This window comes from Protofrankia sp. Cas8 (assembly GCF_963555845.1).
GTDB lineage: Bacteria > Actinomycetota > Actinomycetes > Frankiales > Frankiaceae > Protofrankia.
In genome coordinates this window covers 1-3,481 of record NZ_CAUVXI010000335.1, presented here as the reverse complement: position 1 = coordinate 3,481, position 3,481 = coordinate 1, and the positions used below count along the sequence as shown (strand labels likewise).

General features: G+C 66.8%; 2 protein-coding genes and 1 pseudogene. 1 reads left to right on the top strand and 2 read right to left on the bottom strand.

What is annotated here, in order from left to right:
- Positions 1–5: 5 nt before the first annotated feature.
- Positions 6–2,417: a DEAD/DEAH box helicase gene (locus U9977_RS26410; RefSeq protein ID WP_322751985.1), complete on the top strand. Its 2,412-nt coding sequence runs from the start codon at positions 6–8 to the stop codon at positions 2,415–2,417.
- 72 nt (positions 2,418–2,489) lie between these two features.
- On the opposite strand, the pseudogene U9977_RS27340 reads toward U9977_RS26410, so the two are convergent.
- A pseudogene (locus tag U9977_RS27340) lies at positions 2,490–2,894 on the bottom strand (Rv3654c family TadE-like protein); the annotation flags it as partial.
- A gap of 71 nt (positions 2,895–2,965) precedes the next feature.
- Positions 2,966–3,346, bottom strand: a complete 381-nt coding sequence (locus U9977_RS27335; protein WP_322766278.1) for a TadE family type IV pilus minor pilin — start codon at positions 3,344–3,346, stop codon at positions 2,966–2,968.
- Positions 3,347–3,481: the final 135 nt, after the last annotated feature.

Here is a 3,481-nt window from a genome sequence, read left to right as displayed (position 1 = left end):
GAACCGTGGTGCCCGAAGACGCACCGGATCGCGGTGCGGTGATTCTTGATCGACTTTTTGCGGACGCCCGCCGGCGGCGGTGCGTGACACACGTGGAGCATGTACCGGCCCGGATTGGTACGCAGCTTCCCTGGCCGGTGTGGGCAGATCCCGTGCTGGTCTCACGGCTGCGTGCCGTCGGGATCGATGAGCCGTGGACCCATCAGGTGCGCGCCGCCGAGCATGCACATGGCGGACGCAGCGTCGTACTGGCGACCGGTACGGCGTCGGGTAAGTCGCTGGGATACCTCATGCCCGTGCTCAGTGTCCTGCTGGCCCAAGCGTCGGCCCGGGCGCTTTATCTCGCTCCCACCAAGGCACTGGCGCACGACCAGCTCCGCGCTGTTCGTGCGCTCAACCTGACCGGAGTACGCGCCGCCACGTACGACGGCGACACATCCGCGTCCGAACGTGACTGGGTCCGGGCTCACGCGACGTTCGTGTTGACCAATCCTGACATGTTGCACCACGGTGTGTTGCCGTCCCATCGGCGGTGGGCCGCATTCCTGCGGGGCCTTCGATACGTCGTGGTCGACGAGTGTCACGGCTATCGGGGCGTGTTCGGTTCCCACGTCGCACACGTACTGCGGCGGCTGCGACGGGTGGCTGCGCGGTACGGGTCGACGCCCGTGTTCGTGCTGGCATCGGCGACTGTCTCCGACCCGGGCCGCTCCGCTGGCCGCCTTACCGGGCTCGATGTCGAGGTCGTCGACGATGACGCCTCCCCGAGAGGCGCGACCCGGTTTGTGCTGTATGAACCTCCACTCGTCACCTCTTGGCGGCCGCCCGCATCGGCTGTGGTGGCGCCGACGCCCGGTGGGATGGGATCTGAAGGACACGGAGAGTCGCCGATCCATGGTCACAACGGTGCGCCGGTGCGCCGTTCGGCGACTGCGGAAGCCTCGGACCTGCTTGCCGATCTCGTCACCGACGGCGTCCGTACTCTTGTGTTCGTGCGGTCGCGCAGGGCGGCGGAAGTAGTCGCGCAGTCGGCCCGCCGAACGTTGTCGGACGTTTCGAGGGATCTCGCGGACCGGGTCGCGGCCTATCGCGCGGGCTACCTGCCGGAGGAACGCCGGGCGCTGGAGGCGGATCTGCGCTCGGGACGGCTGCTCGGGGTTGCCGCGACGAACGCTTTGGAACTGGGTGTGGACGTTACCGGGCTGGATGCCGCCATTATCACCGGGTATCCGGGCACTCTTGCCTCGTTGTGGCAGCAGGCTGGCCGTGCGGGTCGTAACGGTCAGGGAGCCGTTGCGGTCCTGGTCGCTCGTGATGATCCTCTCGATACCTATCTCGTGCACCACCAGGAGGCCGTGTTCGGTCGGCCGGTCGAGGCCACCGTGCTTGATCCTGACAACCCCTATGTGCTCGGCCCCCATCTCGAGTGCGCGGCCGCGGAACTGCCGCTGACCGAGGCCGATTTTGATCTTTTCGGGCCGGCTGCCCGCACCACGGTCGATGACCTGGTGCGTCGTGGCCGGCTCCGGCGTCGGCCGGCAGGCTGGTACTGGACCCACCGTTACCGACCTGATGTTGATATCCGTGGCGTTGGTGGTGCGCCCGTGCGGATCGTCGAGGCATCGACCGGGCGCCTGCTCGGGACGGTGGATGCCGCGACGTCGCACTCGACGGTCCACCGTGGAGCGGTCTATCTCCACCAGGGCAGTTTTTACGTGGTCATCGAACTCGACCTTGACGTGGCGGTCGCCTTCGTTGAGGCGGACACGCCCGACTGGACGACGTGGGCCCGGGAGCTGACGGACATCAAGGTGCTGGACGTGGCCCGTTCCCGGACGGTAGGCGAGGTCGAACTGCAGCTGGGGACGGTTGAGGTCAGTAGTCAGGTAGTGGCCTACCAGCGGCGCCAGATCGTGACCGGACGGGTCGTCGGAGAGGAGCCGCTCGACCTTCCCCCACGGCATCTGCGTACCCGGGCAGTCTGGTACACGGTGACCGACGGGTTGTTGGCCGAGGCGGAGATCGACGAGGATGATGTCCCTGGCGCGGTTCATGCGGCTGAACACGCGGCGATCGGCATCCTCCCGCTGTTCGCGACATGTGATCGGTGGGACATCGGGGGAGTGTCCACCGCACTGCATCCGGACACGGGCCGGACCACGGTATTTGTCTACGACGGCCATCCGGGTGGAGCCGGTTTCGCCGAACGGGGCTTTCTGCGCGGTGAACCGTGGCTCCGGGCGACTCGAGACGTGATCGCGGCTTGTGAGTGCACCGCTGGCTGCCCATCGTGCGTGCAGTCGCCAAAGTGCGGCAACGGGAACGAGCCGCTGGACAAGCCGGCCGCGCGCCGGTTGCTGGAGACCGTACTGCGGCAACTCGATCCGGCCGGACCTGGTCGGGACACGCCTTCGTAGGCTGTCAGCCGACGCCGCGATGGTGGTGCCGGCAATATCATCACTGCTGGCGCCGTCCCACGGGCCGGCGCGGGCTCGCGCAACCAGCGGTCCAAGGCCCCTGAGCGCGCCCGGAAGCTCGATCGCCGCTGCGATTTCCACGGTGTCCCCCGATATCGTGCAGGACACGACACGGCCGTGGTTCGCGAGCCCGATGTCGCGTGCACGTGCGCACATGGACAGCGGGTCGCCCGATGGGTCGCCCGCGGCCGCGAGCGCGGCCATGTCGGCGGCGTTCGCGGCCCGCTGGCGACAGACCGCGATCATTGCGACCATCAGGACGGCACCGGTGAAGGTCCCGAGAACGAGGAATGCGGAAAGCATGAGGATGGTCGCCGAGCCCGTGTCGCCGGGGCGCTTTCGGCCCGGCGTGTGCTGGTCGTCAGATTCGCCGCGGTGCCGCAAGCCGGGGCGCCCGTACAGGTATGACCGGTCCATGCCGGTAGAATTCACTGTTCTTCCTCCCGCTGTAACCCACGGTTCAACAGAGGGTGGGTTTTGAGGTCCGATCAGATTGTTTCCGCTGATTCGAGCGGCGCTGTTGAGGACATCGTGATGTTGATTGCGGGCATGATTCCAGCGAGTCCCCCGGTTGCCCGGACACCTAAGCGGACCTGCACCACAACAAAATTGCCGCCGTGGGTGACAGATATTTCGGCACCGCGTGGTGCGGCCCTTCTCGACCACGAGCGCACTACTTCGTCGGTTTCTCCGCGAGCAGCCGCACGGGCTCCGACGCGAGCTGCCTCCGCGCATTGCGCCTGAACGGATACCGCGCTGAGAACCCAGATCGCAATCAGCAGCACGAGTATCAGGGACGGAATCGCGACCGCCAGTTCGGCGGTTGCCTGGCCGCCGTCGCGAGCCGTGTGCCGCTGGGCGGCAGCCATTGCGGGACATGGAACGCCAGCTACTTCGTGGTCTCCGGGCGTAGGCGGAAGATCATTATCGTGTCTTATTCGGCTCATTGGCATCACCGGGGGCGTCGGTTTCCGGATCATAGGTATGACCGAGCTCTCTTCGGT